The following is a 19687-nucleotide window of genomic DNA, read 5'->3' as shown; positions in this document are numbered from 1 at the left end:
ATCAGGCAGCGGCGGCCAGCTCCCCGTTCAGGGCACGCTCGATCAGGGCCCTCATGTTGGCGATCCCGTACAGGGCCACGAAGGAGCCGAGGCGCGGTCCCTTTTCCTGCCCCAGAAGCACCTGATAGAGCGCATTGAACCATTCAATGGACACACCCGGACGTTCGGGTGTGGCGCCCTTCGCCTTGAAATCCTGATAACGCGGCACGGCACGGCCGACGTCATAAAGCACGGCCTGGACCTCCTCCGGCGTCGCGCTCTCGGGCAGGGCCGCGAGGGCTTCCGAGAGGCTTGCCAGGGCACTCCGCTCCACCTCATCCGGGGAGCGGAACGTCTTATAGGGCCGGACGTGATCCTCGAAATAACGCAACGCATAGCCCACCAGTTCGTCCAGCTTGGGGTGGCTTTCTGGCGTCACATCCGGTGCGTAACGGCGTATGAAGCCCCAGAGCACATCGCGGTTTTCCGCGTTGGAGGCCGAGACAAGATTGAGCAGCAAGCCAAAGGTCACCGGCATATCGATGACCGGCGGCTGCCCGGTGTGGATATGCCATACCGGATTTCCGAGCTTCTGCTTCCATTCCTGCCGTGCATAGCCGCCCAGGTGCTGGAAATATTCGTCGACGTTGCGTGGGATGACGTCGAAGTGAAGCCGCTTGGCCTCACGGGGCTTCAGATACATGAACAGCGACAGGCTCTCTGGGCTTGCATAGGCAAGCCAATCCTCAATGGTGAGGCCGTTGCCCTTGGACTTGGAGATCTTCTGGCCTTTCTCGTCGAGGAAGAGCTCGTAGTTGAAGCCCTCAGGCGGCGTGCCACCGATGGCGCGGCAGATCTTGGAGGAGAGCATGACGCTGTCGATGAGATCCTTGCCGGCCATCTCATAATCGACGCTAAGAGCAGTCCAGCGGAGCGCCCAGTCCGCCTTCCACTGACACTTCACGCGGCCGCCCGTGACCGGCGTCTCAATCTTCTCTCCGGTCTCCGGATCGAGATAGGTGATGGTGCCGGCCGCTTTATCGCGCGCGATCATCGGCACCTGCAGCACCTTTCCAGTGCGTGGGCAGACCGGCAGAAATGGCGAGTAGGTGGCGCGGCGATCGGGGCCAAGCGTCGGCAGGATGATATCCATGACGGCATCATAGGCGCGCAGCATGGCGAGCAGCGTCTGGTCGAAGCGGCCGGAGCCGTAAGCCTCGGTCGCGCTCATGAATTCATAATCAAAGCCGAACCGGTCGAGAAACGCGCGCAGGCGCGCGTTGTTGGCGGCGCCGAAGGAGCCGTGTTCGGAACCGAAGGGATCCGGCACACGGGTCAGCGGCTGGCCGATATAGGCCGCCATCGCCTCGCGGTTCGGAACATTGTCCGGCACCTTGCGAAGACCATCCATATCGTCGGAAAAACAGACGAGCCGCGTCGGCACCCGGTCTTCTGTCAGAACATGGAAAGCGTGACGCACCATGGTGGTTCGAGCCACTTCGCCGAAGGTGCCGATGTGGGGCAGGCCTGAAGGGCCGTAGCCGGTTTCGAACAGGATCGGCTGGTTGACGCCGCGCCGTTCGACCCGCGCGACCAGTTTGCGTGCTTCCTCGAACGGCCAGGCAGCGGAGGTCTGGGCGAGCTGTGCCAGTTCGTGGACGGACATCATATTCTCCTGAAGGCGCGGACAAGCCGTTCTCATAGCCAGCCACGGGGCGAGGCGTCAAACGCCAGGGCGTCTCCTCCAGCCCGAATGCTCTCGGTTTTGTGACGAAGATGCTCGCAGTCAACCCGGCAAAGGTTAACGCTGACTCTTTTGTATTATGGAACTTGTTAGTTCCTACAAAAACAAATATTATTGCGCTGCAGCGGTTGCAATGGAGCCTCGATACAACCTCAGTTTCCAGCAGAAATTGCCGCCTCTCGCCGCATTTTGGCCACGTCGCGACGTCAGAAAGCCTCTTGTGTCATATGAACTTCATGAACCGCCGACAGATCGCACCGTTGAAGCTGTGTTAATCATGGCGACGGGCTATCTCTGCGTGGCGGCCGTGGTCCACCTGGCCAACAGCTTGTGGCCATTTCTGCCGCAGTTCTGAACTTTGGTGCAATGCAGCACTCCGGGGCGCGCGACCTTACCCTTTACTTCAACCTATTGAACTGAAAGGTTAATCACGACAGGCATTGATCGCGAGATAGGCCTTTGTTACCCTTTTGTGGTTCGTCGCCGTTGCGGCGCAGCGTGATAGTAGGCGGCGTTGAAGCGCCGGGGACCTCGAGCTGCGGACGACGCCATGTCATCCATTTCATTTCAAATACTGGCCGTGGCGAGTGCTTTGATCGCAACCAGCGTGCGCGCGCAATCGGTCGAAGATGTCATCGTTTCCGATGCGGTTGAAATGTCCTGCTTTGACCAGGACCTGCCGGCGGACGTACGCTTGCTGTGCGACGGACTTGGCGAAACCGTCGCCCTTACCCTGGACAAGCCTGTCGCCTTTCCTGTCGCTCAGACGCCTCGGGCCGCACGCCCCTCGCTCGCCAAGCGACAGGTCACACCCGAGCTGACAGCTTGGGGGCTGACCTCCGCCCAGCAGTCATGGCCCTCCCTTCCGCGGCCTCCGCAGGACCGGGGCGTCGGGGTGCGGCTTCGATCGGCAAGCACACCGGTTACGCTGTCGACCGAAATGGTTCAGCCCGGCGATGCCTCCACGCCTGCGCATTTCTATTGGCGAATGGAGACCGCCCGCGGAGCTCCGGCGCAGCAGACGGGTCTGTTCTGGGGAGGTGCGGCTGCCGGCGCCTATCGCGAATTGGGACAGTCGGAGAGCCTGAACGGCTATGCGGGTGTTCGCCGGGTCGTCCATCCCAGCGACAACTGGCGGATCGGGGCGGAGATCACGCCGCGAATTGCCGTGGAGGATCTGGCGACGCTCTCGAGCAGCGTCGCCATCGAGCCGAAGCTGACGAGCCACGCCGCGCTTGATCTGGCAAGCAAGAGCTACCAGGCAAGCGTCGATGTCGATCTCGGCTATCGGATGCCGCTGGATCAGAATGAAGAACCGTCCGGATACGGCCGGCTGCGCCTGACCATCAAGGCCCGCTAGGCGTCAGCCCGCGACATCGGTTTCAGGGCGGTCATCACCCCTTGAACTTTCGGTGTGCCATCGCCCCTGGGCGTCCTGATATTCGATGTCATGGGTATCATCAGGCAACCTCTGTTCCCGGGCCGCGACTGCAGCTGCCTCCTGTGCCGTTTCACGGTCGGAGAAGGTCTCGGAAAAGACATCCCCCACCTTGTAAGCCCAGCCGTCGTTGTGCTGCACGATCTCGTAAGTGATCTTGGTCATCGATCCTGTCTCCATCTGGCAGATAGGAAACGGCCCGTCATGAAAGGCGGTTCCGCCTCAGCCGGTGCGGCGCAACGGCGGGGAGGCCGATGCCAAAGCAAGATCATAACGCGATCGAGCAGCCTCCACGGCCGCACGGTTGGCGATTGCCCAATCGCCCAGGGCGCGCACAGCGGCTTGCAGAGAGTGTCCGAGTTCGGTCAACTCATAGTCGACGCGAGGCGGCACGGTCGGCGTCACTGTCCGCGAGACCAGCCCGTCGCGTTCCAGTCCCCTCAAGGTCAGCGTCAGCATGCGCTGTGATATCCCGCCGATACCGCGACGGAGTTCATTGAAGCGCATCGGTCCGTCGGCGAGGCATTTCACCACCAGGATGCTCCATTTATCGCCGATCCGGGCCAAGATCTCGGTCACCGGCCGGCAGGTCTCGGTTACATGCATGTTTCCCGGTTCCATCTATGTGCCTCCTTGCCGCTACTCCCCATAGTCACATAAATAGCCCTGGTTACAAAACGGCACCAGTCTTGCCCAAAGGAGATTGCATTGGCCTTCAAGCTTCAAACCATCATCGCCAGCACCCGTCCAGGCCGCGTCGGCCCTCATGTGGCGAAGTGGTTCAACGATTTCGCCACGCAGCAGGGACTGTTCGAAACCGAGCTGGTCGACCTCGCCAGCTTCAACCTTCCCGTTTACGACGAGCCCGTGCATCCTGCGAAGCAGGACTACAAGCACGAGCACACCAAGGCATGGAGCGCCAGCGTCCGCCGTGCCGACGCCTTCGTCTTCGTGGTGCCGGAGTATAATTTCGCACCGCCCTCCTCGCTCGTGAACGCCTTGACCTTCCTGTCGCGGGAATGGAATTACGCGCCGGCCGGGATCGTCAGCTATGGCGGCGCATCGGGTGGGCTGCGCTCGGCTCAGGTGACAAAGCAGTTCCTGACCTCCTTGAAGATGGTCGCGATTCCAGAGGGGGTCATGGCGCCGATGGTTCACGGCCAGATCGACAGCGAAGCCGGGTTTGCCGCCAACGATCTACAGATCGCAGGCGCCACGGAGATGCTCAAGGAGCTCGCGCGCTGGACGGAGGCCCTTCAGCCGCTGCGCGCTGAGCGGAAGTGAGCGCGACGAAAGTATTACAAGTAAATTGAAGCCATGCAGACAGTGCATATCGCGGTTGCGAAATGATACGTGGTGCGCCGCACCCACACGAGCTATAAAACTCCTGCCCTCTTTGGGCGTTTCCTCCCTAGACTTGGGCCGTTCCTCGTGAACGGCCTTTCTTTTTTCCAGATCCTGCTGCGCGTTAAAAACGGGACATCTCAGACGATGTCCGGTGCTTCCTCTCCCGTGCTTCCTCCATCGCTCACACCCGTGTAAAATAGCTTTGGCTGGATCGGAACAGGACGACGACGTGGAGGCAGGACAGAACATCACCCGGAACAAGCCTGTTGACCGGCTGGTGATTTGGCTCGCCAGCATAGTGGGTGTATGCCTCGTGGCCGCCGCCGCAGCGCTCTGGGCGCAAGGCGGTGCGGCCGTTTTCTTCGAGATGCTGGTCGCAGGCATCATGTCTTGTTTCTGATTGCGAAGTTCTATGGCCACCAAGCGCATCAATGTGATCATCGCCGCCGCTCTGTTCGTGCTCGGAGCTCTGGTTCTGGTCTATGCCGCAACCCAGCTGGCGCCACAGGCCGGCCAGTCATCCGCCGGCTCCAGCGTCGGTGGGCCGTTCAGCCTTCAAGACCAGACCGGCGCGACCGTCACCGACGAGAGTTTGCGCGGCCAGCCCTTCGTGGTTTTCTTCGGGTTCACCCACTGCCCGGACATCTGCCCCACCAAGCTGTTCGAGCTGTCGGAAGCCCTGAACGCCCTTGGCGATGACGCCGAAAAGATATCCGTGCTCTTCGTGTCGGTGGATCCGGAACGTGACACGCCGGATATCCTTGCCCGCTATATCTCCAGCTTCAACCCGCGTATTCGGGCGCTGACCGGTTCGCCGGAGGCCATTGATGGCATGGTGAAGGCCTATCGCGGCTATTACCGCAAGGTGCCGACCGAAGGTGGCGACTACACCATGGACCACACGGCTGTCGTCTATTTGATGGACAGCGAGGGGGACTTTGTGGCGCCCCTCAACATGGAGCGTCCCGCCGAAGAGGTGGCCGCAGATATCCAGCGCCAGTTGTGATCGGCCAGATGGTTTTCCGCGCGAGAACAATGGTGCTTGTTGCGGTCCTTGCGCTGCCGCTCGTCGCCGAGGCGCAGGAGCAACCCGCCCCATCGGCGCCCGCGGCCACCGAGGTCTTCATTCCAAGCTATCGCGATCCGGCCCTGCGCTCGGAGAGCCCTGACCTGCTCGGCCGCACCAGCCTTCGCTTTGCGACATCCGACGGATTCCCGCCGTTCCAGGCCGTCGATGCCACCGGACAGCCATCGGGCTTCAACATAGATCTGGCCCGGGCCCTGTGCGATGCTCTGCAGCTTTCCTGCACCATCGAGACCTTTGCCTGGGAAGACCTGCCGAAGGCTCTCGCGGACGGACGCGCGGACGCCATTATCGCGGGGCTTCGGCCAACGGCAGAAACCCGCAAGACGTTGGATTTCACCAAACGGTATCTTCAGCTTCCGGCCCGCTTCGTGGCCCTCGCCGATGCGCCCGCCGAAGAGATCACGCCACTATCGCTGGCGGGCAAGACCATCGGCGTCGCGGCCGGCAGTGCCCATGAGGCCTATATCAAGACCTTCTTTCCCGCGGTCCGGACCCGTTCCTATGACCGCCATGCCGATGGTTATCAGTGGCTGATATCAGGCGAAGCATCCTATCTTTTCGGTGACGGAGCCTCGCTCGCCTCCTGGCTGGCTACGGAGGAAGGCTCCTGCTGCGGTTTCCGCGGCGGCCCCTATATCGACAGCCGCTACTTCGGCGAGGGCTTCGCCATCGCCGTGCGCCGTGGCGATGAGCGGCTGCGCGATGCGCTGGACCACGCGCTCGATGTCACCAACGGCAACGGCATCTTCGGCAATATCTACCTGAAGTACTTCCCGATCGGGATCTACTGATCCTCGCCACCGCGAGGCTTCAGATCATCGGGATCGAAACGGTACCTCGTGGAGCAGAATTCGCAGGTGACGACGATGGAGCCATCGTCGGCCACCATGTCGCGCCGGTCCTCTTCAGGAAACTGACGCAGCATGGTCTCCACCTTCTCGCGGGAGCAGCGGCATTTCTCCTGAACGCCGGAGCCGTCGAAGACACGTACCCCCCGTTCATGGAACAAGCGGAACAGGAGACGCTCGCTGGTCACCATCGGGTCGATCAGCTCATGATCCTCGATGGTTTCCACGAGAGCCTGAGCCTCGGTCCAGGCGTCATCCTCCTCGGGTTCCGCAGGCACGGCGGCGCCTTCCGGCGCGTCACCGGGATCAAGATCCTTGACCCGCACCCGCGCGCCCGCTTCCGGCAGGAACTGCACCAGAAGGCCGCCGGCGCGCCAACTTGGGATGCTGCCACCCGTCCAGGCCTCAGCCACGGCGAGCCGCACCCGGGTTGGGATCTGCTCCGACTGCTGGAAATACTGATGCGCCGCATCCTCCAAGCTTTCGCCGCTGAGCGGCACAACGCCCTGGTAACGTGCCATGTCGCCGCCAGGATCGATGGTCAGCGCAAGATGGCCGCGGCCCAGCAGGCCGCCCGTGGGCAGCCGCGCATCCTTTAACGCAGCGACGCCCTCCTCATTGAAGCGGGCATAGCCGCGAACGCGGTCCGGTGCCTCAAAATCGACCACGATCATGTCGATGAGGCCGTCGCTCTTGGTCTGAAGCTGGAACCGCCCTTCGAATTTCAACGAGGAGCCGAGCAGGGCCGTCAGCGCCACCGCCTCTCCCAGCACTTTGGAGACGATGGGGGGATAGCCATGACGCGCGATCATGGCATCGACGCTGGGGCCAAGCCGCACCACACGGCCGCGCACGTCCAGCCCCTCGACCTGGAAGGGAAGGATTCGGTCGTCGGGACCGTCGATCAGGGATTCCGGACCGAGATCGCTCATGCCGGCAGTGCGTCGAAGCACCAAGCCAGCACGCCCTTCTGCGCATGGAGGCGGTTCTCGGCCTCATCGAAAACCGCGGACTGGGCGCTGTCGATCACCTCATCCGTCACTTCCTCGCCGCGATGGGCGGGAAGGCAATGCATGAAGATCGCGTCCTTTGCCGCCGCCGCCATCAGGTCACTGTTCACCTGGTAGGGCTGCAAGAGGTTGTGACGGTATTCGCCATCGCTGTCACCCATGGAAACCCAGCTGTCGGTGACCACGCAGTCGGCGCCGCTGACAGCCTCATGGGCATCATTGCCGAGGTTGAGCTGCGCGCCTTCGCGCTTGGCCCAGGCGATGAGATCATCGCGGGGGGCAAGCTCGGGCGGCGTGGCGACAGCAAGCTGGAAATCGAGACGCGCGGCGGCGTGGATCCAGGAGGCCAGCACATTGTTGCTGTCGCCGGTCCAGGCTACCTTGCGGCCCTTGATGGGGCCGACACGTTCCTCGAACGTCAGGACATCGGCCAGCACCTGGCACGGGTGGGAGCGCTTTGTCAGGCCGTTGATGACGGGCACGGTCGCGTGGCTTGCAAGCTCCACCAGCTTATCGTGATCCAGCATGCGCACCATGATGGCATCCACATAGCGCGAGAGCACGCGGGCGGTGTCGCACAGCGCCTCACGCTCGCCGAGCTCGATCTCTTGGCCCGACACCATGAGCGGCTGTCCGCCGAGATCGCGGATACCGACATCGAACGACATGCGGGTGCGCAGCGACGGCTGCTCGAAGATCATGGCGATGACCTTGCCCTCCAGCGGCCGGTCGCTCTTGGCGGCGGGGGTGCGGCGGCGCGATTTCATCGCCTTGCCGGCGTCGAGGATGGCCCTGAGGGTTGCGGTGGAATGGTCCGACAGATCGAGAAAATGCCGAAGGGAATTGGACATCATAAAAGGCTCCAAAGTCAGACGGACGCATCAGCGGCGGGTTGCGCCGCGAGCGTCTGCTCAAGCTTGCCGAGGGCGGCATCGATGCGCCGGGCGGCCTCAGCGGCCTCCTCCTCGGTGATCACGAGCGGGGGAAGCAGGCGCACCACATTGTCGCCCGCCGGAATGGCCAAAAGCTTCTCATCACGGAAGGCCGCGACTACATCCGCCGGCGGGATGAGGCATCGCAGGCCCAGCATCAGCGCCTCGCCACGCAGCTCCGCCACCACGCTGGGATGGCGATCGGCGATGGATGCAAGCTGCTGCTTCAGGCGTAGCCCAACGGAACGGATGTGCTCCAGGAAACCCGGCGCGAGCACCACATCGAGCACCGCATTGCCAACGGCCATGGCCAGCGGATTGCCGCCGAAGGTGGTGCCATGCACGCCCGCGGTCATGCCCGATGCGGCTTCCGTGGTGGCAAGGCAGGCCCCCATGGGAAACCCGCCGCCGATGCCCTTGGCGATGGCCATGATGTCAGGCTCGATGCCGGCATGTTCATAGGCGAACAGTTTGCCGGTGCGGCCGACGCCGGTCTGCACCTCGTCGAAGATCAGAAGAAGGCCATTGTCATCGGCAAGCTGGCGCAATTGGCGCAGCGCCTCATTGGACATGACCCTGATGCCGCCTTCGCCCTGAATGGGTTCCGCCAGGATTGCCGCCGTTTCAGGGCTCACGGCCGCTTTCGCCGCAGCGATGTCACCGAAGGGAACCTGATCAAAGCCTTCCACAGTGGGGCCAAAGCCTTCCAGATACTTGGGGCTGCCGCCGGCGGCGATCGTCGCCAGAGTGCGGCCATGGAAAGCGCCCTGGAAGGTGATGATGCGATAGCGCTCGGGATGACCTTTGGCGGACTGATACTTCCGCGCCATCTTGATGGAGGCCTCAAGCGCCTCTGCACCGGAATTGGTGAAGAAGACCGTGTCGGCGAAGGTCGCCGCAACAAGGCGCTCGGCCAGGCGCTGCCCGTCCGGGATCTGGAAGAGGTTGGAGGTGTGCCAGAGCTTCTCCGCCTGTGTCTTCAGCGCCTCCACGAGGTGGGGATGCGCGTGCCCCAGGGCGTTGACGGCGATGCCCGCGCCGAAGTCGAGATATCGCTCGCCGTTGGTCGCAATGAGCCAGGAACCTTCTCCCCGCTCGAATGCGATATTCGCGCGGGCATAGACAGGAAGCAGGGCAGACGACACGGCAGTCACTCCATCAACCGGGCATGAGGAAAAACAAAAGGTGCCGCTGTGGAGAAGCGGCACCTCCTAGGTGCAAGAGATTCTATGGAGTGCTCTTCGCCTGTCAATGATTTTGCGGCAAGCGTCTCGGTCCCGCTCTCCGAACGGCCGCGGGACGTCCTCAGCCTCCCCCAAAGAATTGGGTAAAAATTGACGATGACATGGCCGCCTGCCGCATCGGCTGGGGAAAGTCATTTTTGTTCCCCTTTCGGACTCTTGCGGGCGAGTCCGCGCATATTGTAGTTTCCGAAACGTTAAAGCACGACATCTCGTGCAGACAGACATCCGAGACACGAGCGGCGCGTAGCAGCACCGGGCGCACAACCTGGTGACGCTATCGGATTCCGTCTAAAGGGTGAGGGACAAACCATGAGCTGGAACGACGAACGCGTCGAACTGCTAAAGAAACTCTGGCAGGACGGCCTCAGCGCCAGCCAGATCGCAGCAGAGCTTGGCGGGGTTACCCGCAATGCGGTGATCGGCAAGGTGCACCGCCTCGGCCTTTCCGGCCGGGTCAAGTCACCCACGCCGAGCCTGGCACCACGCCGCCCGCGCGCGACACCACAGCACTCGCAGCCGCGTCCGCGCTTTGCAACCCAAGGCAATGTCGCCCTTGCGCCCACGCCGGTCGCGCTGCCCTCGCCCATGCCGCACCAGGAAGCGGAGGTGATGCCCTTCTCCTGCGAGCGCGTCACCATCATGGAACTGAGGGAATGCATGTGCCGCTGGCCGCTCGGTGACCCCAGCCGATCCGACTTCCGCTTCTGCGGCTCGAAGACCAATCCCGGCGCGCCCTATTGCGACTATCACGCCCGCATGGCCTATCAGACGGTCTCGGAGCGGAGGCGCGAACGACGCGCCGCGGCCGGCTGATCATTGAAAATGAAAAGGGCCCCTCGAGGGCCCTTTCCTTTGCCTGCATCGAGACCGCTGTCAGGCGCTGGTGCGGGCAAAGGTCTCGTCGAAGGAATAGCCGGCGCCTCGAACGGTGCGGATCGGGTCGTCGTTATGCTTTCCACGAAGCGCCTTGCGGAGACGGCCGACGTGAACGTCGACTGTGCGTTCGTCGACATAGACACCATGGCCCCAGACCGCATCGAGCATCTGCTCGCGCGAAAACACGCGCCCGGGACTCTGCATCAGGAATTCCAGGAGCTTGAACTCCGTCGGCCCGAGATGGATCTCAGCGCCGCTGCGGCGAACACGCCGGGTCTCGCGGTCAAGGTCGATATCGCCCGCGGAGAGCAGGCTTGCCACATGCCCGGGTTTTACCCGGCGCAGCAGCGCCCGGCAGCGGGCCAGAAGCTCAGGCACCGAAAAGGGCTTCACCACATAATCATCTGCACCGGTGGCCAGACCGCGCACGCGCTCACCTTCCTCGCCGCGGGCGGTAAGCATCACGATCGGCAGATCGCGGGTTTCGGCCCGCGCTCGCAGGCGGCGGCAGAGTTCAATGCCGGAGATGCCGGGCAGCATCCAGTCAAGCAGCAGGAGATCGGGAACCTGCTCCCGCAATCGGAGCTCCGCCTCATCTCCGCGGACAACGGTATCGACGGCATAGCCCTCCGCCTCGAGATTGTACCGCAACAGCAAGGCGATCGCCTCTTCGTCCTCGACGATCATCACACGTGTGGCCATGCCCACCGCCTCTTTCCCTGTCGAAATTCACCGATGGCGGAAAAGAAAGCCGCTTTTCATGACAGTGTCATGAAGAAAGCGTCATAAAATGTGAACCGAAACGTCACACAGCATCGAGGGGCCCATAAGTGACGGAAAAGACGACGTTCACGCCGTGGATCAGACTGAAGCTCGGAGCAGCGGCACTGATATTCGCCTTCGCGCTCCTTCTTATGCTGGCGGTTGAAGGCGCCATCACCCTGGGTCAGGGATTGGCCGCCGCCGTGGCTGTCCTAGTCGGTGTCCTGCTGCTGCCCGTCGAGCGCTGGACTCGAGGTCCTGCGAAGACGGAAGAGGTGCCGGTCACACGAGAGATGCGGGATCTGTCTTACGCCTCCTTGATGGCTGCCATGCCGGATCCCGCCATCTTGCTGGACCGCCGCATGGTTGTCTTGGCAAACAACACCCGCGCCACCGCTCTCCTGCCTTCTTTGAAGACGGGAGAGGCGTTGTCACTGGCCATGCGCACGCCTGAAGTCATTGATGCCCTGCGCGCATCAGCGGATGGCCAAGCCCGCATGGTGGAGTATGTCGAGCGCGTACCCGTAGAGCGCTGGATTGAAGCCCATGTGACACAGACGCCCGATGACAGCGGCATTACGCTTCTGGTGCTGCGCGACATGACACGGGTACGCCGGGCAGAACGGATGCGCGTCGATTTCGTCGCCAATGCAAGCCACGAGCTGCGCACCCCGCTTGCTTCTTTGCTGGGATTTGTCGAGACCTTGCAAGGCCCTGCACGCAACGATGTGGCCGCCCGCGACCGGTTCCTGGAGATCATGCGGACCCAGGCGACACGCATGGCGCGGTTGATCGATGACCTTCTGTCGCTGTCGCGGATCGAGCAGCGCCAGCATTTGCACCCCGAGACACCGGTGGATCTCGGCAATGTTGCCCGGCATGTCGCCGATGCTCTCGTCCCGCTCGCGGACGATCGGGAGGTGGAGATCCTGCGCAACTTCCCGGCCGGGCCGGTCATGGTGCGGGGTGATCGCGATGAGCTGATCCGCCTCGTTGAGAACCTTGTCGAGAATGGCATCAAATACGGTCGCGCTGGCGGCAAGGTCGAGCTTGCCATTTCGGTGGCACTGGCGCAGGGTTCCGGCGTTGATGAGGTGCGCCTGTCGGTGCGTGACGATGGACCGGGGATACCCCCTGAACATCTGCCGCGGCTGACCGAACGTTTCTACCGCGTGGACGCCGCGCATAGCCGTGAAAAGGGTGGCACCGGCCTCGGCCTTGCCCTGGTCAAGCATATCGCCGCCCGCCATCGCGCACGGCTGTCCATCGAAAGCCCGCCCAACGAGGGGGCACGCTTCACGGTGGTGTTCGAACGGCTCCGTGAAGCCGACGACATGGCTCTGACAGCCTGATCATTTCGAAAACAACGAGATTCTTCGACTGTCATCCAGCTGTCATATAGCCGTCATAGAGGTGACCGGCGTGAGGACAGACCTTACGACAGCACATCTGGGAGACAACCCGTGACACGTTCCTTCACCAGCGCCCTGGCCCTCGCCGCCACTGGCCTTCTTTTCGCCGGCGCGGCCGAAGCCCGCGACCAGATCCGCGCCGTCGGTTCCTCGACGGTCTATCCCTTCACCACGGCTGTGGCCGAGCAGTTCGGCAAGCAGGGCGAGTTCAAGACGCCGGTCGTGGAATCCACCGGCACCGGCGGCGGCTTCAAGCTGTTCTGCGCTGGCGTCGGCGAAGGCCATCCCGACGTTGCCAACGCTTCGCGCGCTATCAAGAAGAGTGAGTTCGATGATTGCGCCAAGAACGGCGTGAAGGGCATCGTTGAGCTGAAGATCGGCTTCGACGGCATCGTCATCGCCCAGTCCAAGGCCGAGGCTCCGCTCAAGCTGACCCGCGCTCAGCTGTTCCTGGCGCTCGCCAAGCAGGTTCCGGGCGCCGACGGCAAGCTCGTCGACAACCCGAACGTCAACTGGAGCGACATCGACCCTTCGCTGCCGAACACCAAGATCGAAGTGCTCGGCCCTCCTCCGACCTCCGGTACCCGTGATGCCTTCCTCGAGCTCTTCATGGAAAAGGGCGCCGAGAAGGTTCCTGGCATGGCCGCCCTGAAGAAGTCCGACGCCAAGGCTTTCGAGACCGCCTGGAAGACCATCCGTGAGGACGGCGCCTATGTCGACGCCGGCGAGAACGACAATCTGATCGTCCAGAAGCTTGAGGCCAACACCAAGGCTGTCGGCATCTTCGGCTACTCCTTCCTGGAAGAGAATGCCTCGCAGATCCAGGGTGCGGAGATCGAAGGCACCGTGCCGACCTATGAAGCCATCGCCGACGGCCAGTACAACGGCGCTCGTCCACTGTTCGTCTATGTCAAGAAAGACCATGCCGGCGTGATCCCCGGCCTTGAGGAATTCGTCGCCGAATTCGCATCCGACAAGGCTATCGGTGAAGACGGCTATCTGGCATCCAAGGGCCTTGTTGCCCTGCCGGAAGACGAGTTGAAGGAAGTTCAGGACGGCGCGAAGAACATGACGCCGATCCAGGCGCCCGCTTCCTGACAATCCCTATCTGCGGCGGCCGTGACCCGGCCGCCGCATTGCTTTATGACGTCTTTGTGACAGCCACAGGCGAACGGGTTTCTTTGGAATGATCGGCTTCTATGCACTTGCGGTCGTGATCTGCGCCTTCGCCGCCTTCTCCGTCGGCCGGGCGCATGCCGGCCAGATGATGGCCGCCGGAAACCGGCTTCATTCCCTGCCGAGCTACCATGGCCTCCTGGCCGCAACCGTCGTCATCATTCCCATGATCGCGGCCGTTGCGCTCTGGGGCGCCGTCGCACCGGGGCTGGTGGAAGGACAGGCCATCGCCAGTCTGCCCGCCGCTCTACAGCCTACCGATGCCTTCGAGCGCAGCGGCCGCATGCGCGAGATCCTCGCCGCAGCGAATGGAGGAGAAGCATCGGAGGGCATCCGTGCCGCAGCCGAAAGTTATGCATCGGCGCTCACCTTCAGCCATATCGCCCTCTTTGCACTTGGCATGGGCCTCGCGGTCCTTGCCTTCTGGTTCGCGCGCAAGCGCGTGACCCCGGACTTCCGCGCCCGCAATGCCTTCGAGAAGGTGGTCGTCTGGGTGCTGATCGCCTGTTCCGCGGTGGCCATCGTCACCACCATCGGCATTCTCTTCTCGGTCCTGTTTGAGACGCTGCGTTTCTTCGCGCGCTACTCGCCCATCGACTTCCTGTTCGGTACGCAGTGGAGCCCGCAGACCGCGATCCGTGCCGATCAGGTCGGTCAGTCGGGCGCCTTCGGTTTCCTGCCGCTCTTCGCCGGCACCATGCTCATCACCGTCATCGCCATGCTGGTGGCGGGACCCGTCGGCCTCTTCGCCGCCATCTACATGGCCGAATATGCCAGCCCCCGGGTGCGCGCCACCGTGAAGCCCGTGCTGGAAATCCTCGCGGGCGTGCCGACCGTCGTCTTCGGCTTCTTCGCCGCGATCACCGTGGCGCCCTTCGTGAGGCAGCTCGGCGAGAGCCTGGGTCTGAATGTCGCCTCCGAGAGCGCGCTCGCGGCGGGCTTTGTCATGGGCGTGATGATCATCCCCTTCGTCTCCTCGCTGTCGGACGACGTCATCAACGCGGTGCCGCAGTCGCTGCGCGACGGGTCCTACGCCATGGGCGCGACGCGCTCGGAGACGGTGAAGAAGGTCGTGCTTCCCGCCGCACTGCCGGGCATCGTGTCCGCCTTCATGCTGGCCATCAGCCGCGCCATCGGCGAGACCATGATCGTCGTCATGGCGGCGGGCCTCACCGCCAACCTCACGTTCAATCCGCTCGAAGCAGTCACCACGATCACCGTTCAGATCAAGACGCTCCTGACGGGCGACCAGGAATTCGACAGCACCAAGACATTGTCGGCCTTCGCCCTCGGGTTCGTGCTGTTCTTCTTCACTCTGATGCTGAACGTCATCGCCCTGAAGATCGTGCGCAAATATCGGGAACAGTATGACTGAGATCGCCGTCTCCCCGCCCCGCACCGTCGATATCACGTCTGACGCAGCCGCTCAGCGGGTGCGCGCCCGATACCGCGCGGAAGCTCGCTTCAAGGCCTATGGCATCGCTGCGATCCTGTTCGCCGCCACTTTCCTCGTCATCCTGCTGGCAGACATCATCGGCAAGGCCCTTCCAGCCTTCACCGTGTCCTATGCTCAGCTCGAAGTGACGCCGACGGCAGAGAACCTGGACGTCACCGATCCGAGCGATCCGGCGCAGCTGCAACGCGCCAATTTCCTGGCGCCGGTGCGCGACAGCCTCGCGACGATGTTTCCCGCCGCGGCAGAGGCTCGCCGCACCCGGCTGCAGCTCTTCGGCCTCCTGTCGACCGATGCGGATGCCGAACTGCGTGAGCGGTTGATGGCGGACCCCAGTCTCATCGGCAAGCCCATGATGGTGCGGGCACTGCTGTCCGACGATGCGGACCTCTTCGTCAAAGGCGTCAGCAGCGAGATCTCCGAAAGCGTCAGCATCGGTACCGCTCAGCCCAGCGGCACCACCGGCACCGTGACCATCCGCTCCTCCGCCAGCGATTTCAACGACGAGATGGTGGACATCAAGCGCACGCTATCCGAGCGCGCCAGCGAATTGCGGGCCGATGTGGAGCGCTTCTCGGCGCTTGTGGCGGAACGCGAGGACGAACTTCGCTCCCTCGATCAGGAGATCGCCACGGCTCGCAGCAGCGCGCCCGATAGTGTTCCCGCGCTGGAGACCAGCCGTACCGCTCTTGCCGCGGATGTCGATGGCCTCAAGAAGCTCGTGGCCGGACGTCAGGCGGAGGCCCAGGAATTCCAGGCGCGGTTTGACAATGTGGGCGGCACGGAGCCCCTGACCAATGCCATGCCGAGCCTGCTGATCGCGATCAACGGCGGTCTGGTGAAGGCCACCAGCCTTTCCTCCGATCAGATCGAAGGCGAGGTGCTGCTGCCGCTTACCTCCGCCGAACCGGCCGGGCCGGGATCCTGGAAGGTCGTCACCTATGAAACCCCGCAGGGCAGCCGCAAGCTGACCGATCAGGAGATCGCCTGGCTCGACACGCTGACGGACCAGGGCGCCATCACCACGGGCTTCAACTGGGCCTTCTTCACCACCGGCGACAGCCGTGAGGCTGAACTTGCCGGCATTCTTGGCGCTCTGGTCGGCTCGGCGCTGACCATGCTGGTGACGCTGGTGATCTGTCTGCCGGTGGGGGTCGCCTCGGCCATCTATCTTGAGGAGTTCGCGCCGAAGAACCGGCTGACCGACTTCATCGAGGTCAACATCAATAATCTCGCGGCCGTACCCTCGATCGTCTTCGGCCTTCTCGGCCTCGCGGTTTTCCTCGGCTTCTTCGGCATGCCCCGTTCGGCTCCACTGGTCGGCGGCCTGGTACTGGCACTTCTGGTGCTGCCGACCATCATCATCGCGTCCCGCGCCGCACTGAAGGCCGTGCCGCCATCCATCCGCGAGGCCGCGCTCGGCGTCGGCGCCTCACATCAGCAGGCGGTGTTCCATCACGTGCTGCCGCTGGCCATGCCCGGCATTCTCACCGGCACCATCATCGGCATGGCCCATGCGCTCGGCGAAACGGCGCCTCTGCTGATGATCGGCATGGTGGCCTTCATCGTCGACATTCCCGGCGGTGTCACGCAGGCCGCCACGGCCCTGCCGGTCCAGATCTATCTCTGGTCGGATCTGCCGGAAGTCGGCTTCCAGGCCAAGACGGCCGCGGCCATTCTCGTCCTTCTCGCCTTCCTGTTCGCCATGAACGGACTGGCGATCCTCCTGCGCAAGACATTCGAACGCCGCTGGTGAGCGGCAGAGGCTGACATGAACACCGTTCTTCAAGCACCTGAGACCACCAAAGCCGCCCCGACCTCAGGCGATGCCAAGATCGTGGCGCGTGACGTCAATGTCTTCTACGGCGAGAAACATGCCCTGAAGGATGTCTCCATCGACATTCCGGAGCGTTCCGTCACGGCGTTCATCGGCCCTTCGGGCTGCGGCAAGTCCACCTTCCTGCGCTGTCTCAACCGCATGAACGACACGATCTCGATCGCCAAGGTCACCGGCAAGATCGAGATCAACGGGCAGGACATCTATGACCCCTCCCTGGATGTCGTGCAGCTGCGCGCGCGGGTCGGCATGGTGTTCCAGAAGCCGAACCCTTTCCCCAAATCGATCTATGAGAATGTGGCCTATGGCCCTCGCATTCACGGGCTTGCCCGCTCGAAGGCGGATCTCGACAATATCGTCGAAGACAGCCTTCAGAAGGCCGGACTGCTCAAGGAGGTGAAGGACCGTCTCCAGGACAGCGGCACCGGCCTGTCCGGCGGCCAGCAGCAGCGCCTGTGCATCGCGCGGGCGATCGCCGTCAGCCCTGACATCATCCTCATGGACGAGCCCTGCTCGGCGCTTGATCCCATCGCAACCGCCCGCATCGAAGAGCTGATCGACGACCTCCGCCAGAACTTCACTATCGTGATCGTGACGCATTCCATGCAGCAGGCGGCCCGCGTGTCGCAGAAGACCGCCTTCTTCCATCTCGGCGTCGTGGTGGAGGAAGGTCCGACGGATGTCATCTTCACGGCGCCGCGCGACAAGCGTACGCAAGACTACATAACCGGCCGCTTCGGCTGATTTTCGCGGGGGAAGCTTTCATGTCAGATCACATCGTCTCTTCATTCGACACCGAGCTGAAGGGCCTTGCCGAAAATCTCGCCGAGATGGGCGGTCTTGCGGAAAAGATGGTGGGGGATTCCGTTTCCGCGCTCCTCAGCCGCGACGGCACCCTGGCGCAAAAGGTCATCGCGGCCGATAAGTCGGTCGACCAGATGCAGCAGCGCATCGAGGAACTTGCCATCCTCACCATCGCGCGCCGGCAGCCCATGGCGGTGGACCTGCGCGCCATCGTTGCGGCCCTGCGCGTTTCGAACGATCTGGAGCGCATCGGCGATCTCGCCAAGAACACCGCCAAGCGGGTCATTGCCATCGAGGGTGAATTCAAATCGCCCAAGCTTTTCGGCGGCCTGAACCATATGAGCGAGCTGGTGCTGGGCCAGCTCAAGACCGTGCTGGATGCCTATGCCGAGCGTGACAACGACCGCGCGGTCGACGTCTGGCGGCAGGACGGCGAGATCGACGCGCTCTACACCTCGCTGTTCCGCGAGCTTCTCACCTATATGATGGAAGATCCTCGCAACATCGGCTTCTGCACCCATCTGTTGTTCTGTGCCAAGAACATCGAACGCATCGGCGATCACGCGACAAACATCGCCGAAACCGTGCATTTCCTCGTCACCGGCCAGATGCTGGCCGACGACCGTCCCAAGCAGGACAATACCTCGACGACAACCATCGAATTTCCCGGCTAACAGCACCTGTCATCGCCGCGACATACAAGGCCACCCGATCGGGTGGCCTTTCTCTTTGAGGGAACCTCTGCACGCTCCGGCCGTTCACCGGTCTTGATCCCGCAACAGGAGGGCCCTCATGGCCGCGCAATCCGGCTCGTCACGAGTGATCTACGCGGCTCTGATCGGGAACTTCCTCATCGCCGTCACGAAATTTGGCGCCGCCCTCTTCACCGGCAGTTCGGCCATGCTCAGCGAGGGCGTGCATTCTCTGGTGGACACCGGCAATGAGGTCCTTCTGCTGTATGGCCTGCACCGCGCCAAGCGCTCGCCGGATGCGCGGCATCCGCTCGGCTACAGCCGCGAAGTCTATTTCTGGAGCTTCATCGTCGCGCTGCTGGTTTTCGCGCTCGGCGCCGGTGTGTCGATCTATGAAGGCGTGCTTCACATCCGCAATCCGGAACCAAGCACCAGCATCGTCGTCAACTACATCGTGCTCGGTCTCTCCGTCATCTTCGAAGGCGTGGCCTGGACCATCGCGCTCAAGGAATTCCGCCGCCACAAGGGTTCGCTCGGCTATCTCGCCGCCATCCGCCGCAGCAAGGATCCGACGACCTTCACCGTCCTATTCGAAGACACCGCAGCGCTGATCGGCCTGATGATCGCCTTCGTCGCCATCACCGCCGCTCATGTCCTGGAGATGCCGGAACTTGATGGCGTGGGCTCCATCGGCATCGGTCTGGTGCTGGCGGTCACAGCCGTGATGCTGGCACGCGAGTGCAAGGGCCTGCTCATCGGGGAATCCGCCCTGCCGCATGTGCGTGAGCGGATCAAGGCGATCGCCAGCCAGGATCCCAATGTGCTCGGGATCAACGACGTGCTGGCGGTCCATCTTGGCCCCTCGGACATCGTCGCCGCCATCAGCGCGGAATTCCGAGACGATGCGACAACCCCCGCCATCGAACGGTCGGTTGCTTCGATCGAAGCCGCCCTGCGACGCGATATCCCCGATGTGCATTCGGTGTTCATCAAGCCCCAGCAGGCAGACTACCCGGTTCGGCCGGCGCCGATCGCAGGTGAGTAGC

Annotated in this window: 20 protein-coding genes; 13 read left to right on the top strand and 7 right to left on the bottom strand. The window is 62.9% G+C overall.

What is annotated here, in order from left to right:
- Position 1 precedes the first annotated feature (1 nt).
- The gene (locus IEV58_RS02305; RefSeq protein WP_229729134.1) at positions 2–1648 is read right to left on the bottom strand and encodes a lysine--tRNA ligase; all 1647 of its coding nucleotides are present in this window, start codon (positions 1646–1648) and stop codon (positions 2–4) included.
- A gap of 625 nt (positions 1649–2273) precedes the next feature.
- Between IEV58_RS02305 and IEV58_RS02300 the strand changes: the two genes are divergently transcribed.
- Positions 2274–3083 carry a hypothetical protein gene (locus tag IEV58_RS02300; protein WP_188408077.1) on the top strand — a complete coding sequence of 270 codons (810 nt, stop codon included), beginning with the start codon at positions 2274–2276 and terminating at the stop codon, positions 3081–3083.
- Positions 3084–3086: 3 nt separating this feature from the next.
- On the opposite strand, the gene IEV58_RS02295 is transcribed toward IEV58_RS02300, so the two are convergent.
- Both IEV58_RS02295 and IEV58_RS02290 read right to left on the bottom strand, forming a co-directional pair.
- Entirely contained in the window at positions 3087–3326 is a 240-nt protein-coding gene (locus IEV58_RS02295; RefSeq protein WP_188408076.1) for a hypothetical protein, read from the bottom strand.
- 57 nt (positions 3327–3383) lie between these two features.
- Positions 3384–3782, bottom strand: coding sequence for a winged helix-turn-helix transcriptional regulator (locus IEV58_RS02290; RefSeq protein WP_188408075.1), 399 nt, complete (start codon positions 3780–3782; stop codon positions 3384–3386).
- 87 nt (positions 3783–3869) lie between these two features.
- On the opposite strand from IEV58_RS02290, the gene IEV58_RS02285 reads away from it, so the two are divergent.
- The 4 genes from IEV58_RS02285 to IEV58_RS02270 all read left to right on the top strand — a co-directional run bounded on the left by IEV58_RS02285 (position 3870) and on the right by IEV58_RS02270 (position 6386).
- Entirely contained in the window at positions 3870–4445 is a 576-nt protein-coding gene (locus tag IEV58_RS02285) for an NADPH-dependent FMN reductase (RefSeq protein WP_188408074.1), read from the top strand.
- 265 nt (positions 4446–4710) lie between these two features.
- Positions 4711–4908, top strand: coding sequence for a hypothetical protein (locus IEV58_RS02280; RefSeq protein ID WP_188409119.1), 198 nt, complete (start codon positions 4711–4713; stop codon positions 4906–4908).
- Between the two features lie 12 nt (positions 4909–4920).
- Positions 4921–5514 carry an SCO family protein gene (locus IEV58_RS02275; protein ID WP_188408073.1) on the top strand — a complete coding sequence of 198 codons (594 nt, stop codon included), beginning with the start codon at positions 4921–4923 and terminating at the stop codon, positions 5512–5514.
- Between the two features lie 29 nt (positions 5515–5543).
- Complete coding sequence (locus IEV58_RS02270) at positions 5544–6386, top strand: transporter substrate-binding domain-containing protein (protein ID WP_188408072.1); 843 nt, start codon at positions 5544–5546, stop codon at positions 6384–6386.
- Here IEV58_RS02270 and IEV58_RS02265 read toward each other — a convergent pair.
- Genes IEV58_RS02265 through IEV58_RS02255 form a run of 3 tightly spaced genes read right to left on the bottom strand, consistent with a single transcriptional unit; the run spans position 6380 to position 9530 of the window.
- Entirely contained in the window at positions 6380–7375 is a 996-nt protein-coding gene (locus IEV58_RS02265; RefSeq protein WP_188408071.1) for an Hsp33 family molecular chaperone, read from the bottom strand. The two genes, IEV58_RS02270 and IEV58_RS02265, sit on opposite strands and share 7 nt — an antisense overlap.
- Positions 7372–8307 (bottom strand): ornithine carbamoyltransferase, encoded by a 936-nt coding sequence (gene argF / locus IEV58_RS02260; protein WP_229729133.1) that lies wholly within the window; start codon positions 8305–8307, stop codon positions 7372–7374. The genes IEV58_RS02265 and argF overlap by 4 nt, the downstream gene beginning before the upstream one ends.
- 14 nt (positions 8308–8321) lie before the next feature.
- Positions 8322–9530, bottom strand: a complete 1209-nt coding sequence (locus tag IEV58_RS02255) for an aspartate aminotransferase family protein (RefSeq protein WP_188408070.1) — start codon at positions 9528–9530, stop codon at positions 8322–8324.
- Positions 9531–9938: 408 nt separating this feature from the next.
- Between IEV58_RS02255 and IEV58_RS02250 the strand changes: the two genes are divergently transcribed.
- Positions 9939–10442, top strand: coding sequence for a GcrA family cell cycle regulator (locus IEV58_RS02250; protein WP_188408069.1), 504 nt, complete (start codon positions 9939–9941; stop codon positions 10440–10442).
- A 60-nt stretch (positions 10443–10502) separates the two neighbouring features.
- Here the strand turns inward: IEV58_RS02250 and phoB are convergent, their stop codons facing one another.
- A complete protein-coding gene (phoB, locus tag IEV58_RS02245; protein ID WP_188408068.1) occupies positions 10503–11207 on the bottom strand; it encodes a phosphate regulon transcriptional regulator PhoB in 705 nt (234 codons plus the stop codon).
- A gap of 128 nt (positions 11208–11335) precedes the next feature.
- On the opposite strand from phoB, the gene IEV58_RS02240 reads away from it, so the two are divergent.
- From IEV58_RS02240 to IEV58_RS02210, 7 genes are all read left to right on the top strand, one after another.
- Positions 11336–12619 (top strand): ATP-binding protein, encoded by a 1284-nt coding sequence (locus IEV58_RS02240; RefSeq protein WP_229729132.1) that lies wholly within the window; start codon positions 11336–11338, stop codon positions 12617–12619.
- A gap of 111 nt (positions 12620–12730) precedes the next feature.
- Positions 12731–13777: a PstS family phosphate ABC transporter substrate-binding protein gene (locus tag IEV58_RS02235; RefSeq protein ID WP_188408067.1), complete on the top strand. Its 1047-nt coding sequence runs from the start codon at positions 12731–12733 to the stop codon at positions 13775–13777.
- Between the two features lie 88 nt (positions 13778–13865).
- The gene (gene pstC, locus IEV58_RS02230) at positions 13866–15230 is read left to right on the top strand and encodes a phosphate ABC transporter permease subunit PstC (RefSeq protein WP_188408066.1); all 1365 of its coding nucleotides are present in this window, start codon (positions 13866–13868) and stop codon (positions 15228–15230) included.
- Positions 15223–17064, top strand: a complete 1842-nt coding sequence (gene pstA / locus IEV58_RS18400) for a phosphate ABC transporter permease PstA (protein WP_188408065.1) — start codon at positions 15223–15225, stop codon at positions 17062–17064. Before pstC ends, pstA begins: the two co-directional genes overlap by 8 nt.
- Positions 17065–17079: 15 nt before the next feature.
- The gene (gene pstB / locus IEV58_RS02220) at positions 17080–17889 is read left to right on the top strand and encodes a phosphate ABC transporter ATP-binding protein PstB (protein ID WP_188408064.1); all 810 of its coding nucleotides are present in this window, start codon (positions 17080–17082) and stop codon (positions 17887–17889) included.
- A 20-nt stretch (positions 17890–17909) separates the two neighbouring features.
- Complete coding sequence (phoU, locus tag IEV58_RS02215) at positions 17910–18623, top strand: phosphate signaling complex protein PhoU (protein ID WP_188408063.1); 714 nt, start codon at positions 17910–17912, stop codon at positions 18621–18623.
- A gap of 118 nt (positions 18624–18741) precedes the next feature.
- A complete protein-coding gene (locus IEV58_RS02210) occupies positions 18742–19686 on the top strand; it encodes a cation diffusion facilitator family transporter (protein ID WP_188408062.1) in 945 nt (314 codons plus the stop codon).
- Position 19687 lies beyond the last annotated feature (1 nt).

Origin of the sequence: Agaricicola taiwanensis, assembly GCF_014635245.1 — a bacterium.
GTDB classification, from domain to species: Bacteria; Pseudomonadota; Alphaproteobacteria; order Rhizobiales; family Methylopilaceae; genus Agaricicola; species Agaricicola taiwanensis.
Note: the sequence above shows the minus strand (reverse complement) of the source record. Positions and strands in the feature narration are given on the sequence as shown.

Bases quoted from the DNA above. Each gene is read 5' to 3' on its own strand.
- IEV58_RS02270 (WP_188408072.1), top strand. From the start codon at position 5,544: ATGGTGCTTGTTGCGGTCCTTGCGCTGCCGCTCGTCGCCGAGGCGCAG.
- phoU (WP_188408063.1), top strand. From the start codon at position 17,910: ATGTCAGATCACATCGTCTCTTCATTCGACACCGAGCTGAAGGGCCTT.
- argF (WP_229729133.1), bottom strand. From the start codon at position 8,307: ATGATGTCCAATTCCCTTCGGCATTTTCTCGATCTGTCGGACCATTCC.
- IEV58_RS02295 (WP_188408076.1), bottom strand. From the start codon at position 3,326: ATGACCAAGATCACTTACGAGATCGTGCAGCACAACGACGGCTGGGCT.
- pstA (WP_188408065.1), top strand. From the start codon at position 15,223: ATGACTGAGATCGCCGTCTCCCCGCCCCGCACCGTCGATATCACGTCT.
- pstB (WP_188408064.1), top strand. From the start codon at position 17,080: ATGAACACCGTTCTTCAAGCACCTGAGACCACCAAAGCCGCCCCGACC.
- IEV58_RS02305 (WP_229729134.1), bottom strand. From the start codon at position 1,648: ATGATGTCCGTCCACGAACTGGCACAGCTCGCCCAGACCTCCGCTGCC.
- IEV58_RS02250 (WP_188408069.1), top strand. From the start codon at position 9,939: ATGAGCTGGAACGACGAACGCGTCGAACTGCTAAAGAAACTCTGGCAG.
- IEV58_RS02275 (WP_188408073.1), top strand. From the start codon at position 4,921: ATGGCCACCAAGCGCATCAATGTGATCATCGCCGCCGCTCTGTTCGTG.
- IEV58_RS02265 (WP_188408071.1), bottom strand. From the start codon at position 7,375: ATGAGCGATCTCGGTCCGGAATCCCTGATCGACGGTCCCGACGACCGA.
- IEV58_RS02210 (WP_188408062.1), top strand. From the start codon at position 18,742: ATGGCCGCGCAATCCGGCTCGTCACGAGTGATCTACGCGGCTCTGATC.
- pstC (WP_188408066.1), top strand. From the start codon at position 13,866: ATGATCGGCTTCTATGCACTTGCGGTCGTGATCTGCGCCTTCGCCGCC.
- IEV58_RS02290 (WP_188408075.1), bottom strand. From the start codon at position 3,782: ATGGAACCGGGAAACATGCATGTAACCGAGACCTGCCGGCCGGTGACC.
- phoB (WP_188408068.1), bottom strand. From the start codon at position 11,207: ATGGCCACACGTGTGATGATCGTCGAGGACGAAGAGGCGATCGCCTTG.
- IEV58_RS02300 (WP_188408077.1), top strand. From the start codon at position 2,274: ATGTCATCCATTTCATTTCAAATACTGGCCGTGGCGAGTGCTTTGATC.